This window comes from Rhizobium sp. P1_E1 (assembly GCF_056406015.1).
This window is the reverse complement of sequence record NZ_JBFUAY010000394.1, coordinates 1-2551: the sequence shown is the minus strand read 5'-3', so window position 1 is coordinate 2551 and position 2551 is coordinate 1. Positions and strand designations below refer to the sequence as shown.

The 2551-nt window shown below is 54.6% G+C and carries 2 protein-coding genes and 1 pseudogene; all 3 read right to left on the bottom strand.

The features are described 5' to 3' along the window. Positions 1-686, bottom strand: a pseudogene (locus tag AC1D1Z_RS36210) (hypothetical protein); the annotation flags it as partial. A gap of 70 nt (positions 687-756) precedes the next feature. Then, entirely contained in the window at positions 757-1308 is a 552-nt protein-coding gene (locus AC1D1Z_RS36205; protein WP_477853621.1) for an ATP-binding protein, read from the bottom strand. Next, positions 1305-2551: GNAT family N-acetyltransferase (locus AC1D1Z_RS36200; protein ID WP_477853620.1), on the bottom strand; the 1247-nt coding region annotated here is incomplete at its 5' end. The genes AC1D1Z_RS36205 and AC1D1Z_RS36200, both read right to left, overlap by 4 nt.

Genomic DNA, 2551 nt, shown 5'->3' with positions numbered 1-2551 from the left:
ACCCAAGGGATTTGGAAGCCCCGCCAGTCCATCTCCAGATAGTCGACGATTTCCTCCCATGGAAGCACGAGGAGGCCGAAAAGGGCGTCCTCGACCGACACGGGCAATCCAGTGTGATACGGTTCGATTCGGCCGAAGTCTCGGTCAATGGCCGAGAACATGCTTGGCAGACGACGTTGGCCTGGAGCGACGGTCTCGGGCGAAACATCCTCGTCGACGACCAACCAAGTAAACTCCGCGAACCTTTTGGTATCAACGGACCATTGCCGGTTCACGCGCCGGAGCCCCTGAACGTCGAAAAGGTCCTCAAGCTCGCTGGATGAAAAGGTCCTTACCTGATTTGGTCCAAACGCGAGCGCCGGCAGATCCGATGCCAGATCCAAAGGACACAGGTGACGCCGTTTTGATGGGAACCCCCTCAAGGCTTGATCGAGGCGGTTCAGAAGCTCGTACGATGGCACAGCTAGGTCGGAAGCTACTCCGCCAACAAGACTGGCCAAGCCAAGCTGACGTAACGCGGTCGCTAGGGTAAAACGCTGCCAGGACCCGGTGCCCATTTGTGGATGCTGCTTCTGCAACAGCTCCGCGAAACGGACGAATTCATCCATGTGCTGCAGATGATTCACGCCTGTGGGTGGTACGCGGCTGAGCTGTTCAAGACTTCCMAGCAAGATCGAAGAGGTCATGCACCTTGCTTTCACGAGGGTTGTAGGGGAAGTAATGTCGTACTTGACGGCCCGCGATTACCGATTGAGTTCATAACTTGCCGCTGACAACGCCTTGAATGAACACAGCGAAGTTTTTGCTCTCTTCAGTTCGAAGGCGCGCAAAGGGCACCGTCAGCTCGTTTGCGATGATCTGCGACCGAGCCAAAGATAGACTTTGATGCTCGACAAGTTCATCAGGTGAGCGACGAGGACGTGCTCTCGAGTTGTCCCCTTCCCGGTTGACGAAAATCTGCTGCGGATCTGCTTCAAGATGTGCGACGGCGTTCACGCCGAGGCGGCGAAAAATGTCCACATCGATCGTTTCAAGGCCAGACGGGCCATCGATGATCGCATGGCCATCGAGGACGACACACGCCGCGCGGAAGTCTTTTCGGATCAGGAAGCCCTCCACCAAAAGATCCTGGTTGTCCGCGATGTTTTGAAGTCTCAAATGGTCATGGGCGATTTGAGCATCTCGCGCCTGCCCGATCAAGTAACCGGCAGTCAAATGTTGAAACGACATCGTCCTCAAGGATTCTCTAAGGAAGGTGGTCTTGCCCACTCCCGAAATTCCGAGAAAAGCGACGATACTCTGGGTCATACAGCAAACTGCAGATTTGCGCGGTCCAGCAGCTTGCGCAGGTGCATCGGCTTAAGCTGATAAATTGACTGCTGAGGATTTCCGTTCACCACGCCGATATGGCGGAGTTCATCAAGCCCGACCGGCGGATCAATATACGATACAAGCAGATAGTTGATGACTTTCACAGGCCGTTGCGGAGTCGCATTCCAACCCTCTAGTTCAATCTCGCTGTAAACCGATCGACCACCTGTCAAAAGCATGAGCTCCCTCGTTGAGCTTGCGAGCGTGACGCTTTCTAGTATTCCAAGCGCGGTAATCGCCTGTGATGGCTTCTCCTTCGAAGCGCTTTTGTAGAAGAACAGGACGGAGCCTGGCGCACCGAGTTTCGATTGGGCACGGCACAAATAGACTTTTCGGATCGTATTCCCGGGACGGGTCGGACGTTCGGCCCGAGACGCCCCGTTGAAAAGATCAGATTGGCGAGGCTTCCAGAGGTCGGGATAGAGTGTGTCGTGATAATCCTCCTTGATCGGGATGCCGAAACCTTTAACTTCATCGTTTACAACAAAGCGGGGATAGTTTGTTCGAGCCGCGTCGTAGGTAGTTACGGCCGCGTTAGGTAGCAGTCTATCAGCCGAAAACGCTCGCTCGTAGATCAACTCGCCGTCCGATTTAGCGCCGGCTTGATAGAAACCATAGAATTCCAGGAGGTTGATCAGAGCAGCCTGATTTTCGTAGGTTGTCAGATAGGCCAAGTCATAACCATTCGTCTGCGCGTACCAGAGCACCTGCTTGAGCAGCAGCTCCCCAAGTTTCACGCCACGCCTATCCGGGGCAACCTTGAAGGTACAGATCTTGAGGATCTTGTTGGCCTTGGTCACCGCGTCGGTCTCAGACTTCGTCTCGTCTTTTCGAACGATCAGGCCCGCCAAGTCATCGTTGTCGTAAACGACCCAGCATGATCGATGCTCACTGACGCATTTCTCTTTCCACCATGCATCAAACGCAGGATAGCCATCACGAAGGCTGTCGAAGAAACTGTCCTGGTGGTCGATTGTATGGGCCTCTACCTCGGCGACATGCCGGATCGGGACCTTCTTAGGCTCATAGGTCTGCGTTAGCAGATCGGTCGCATCCCCGACAAACAGGACACGTCGCCCGAGTTCGGTCGAATGCTTAAGTGCTCGTTCGTGGAGCCCTTTGTCCTGCGAGACGACAAAGTCGACGACGTCATTCTTTAGCGCATGCAGTAAGGTCGCAT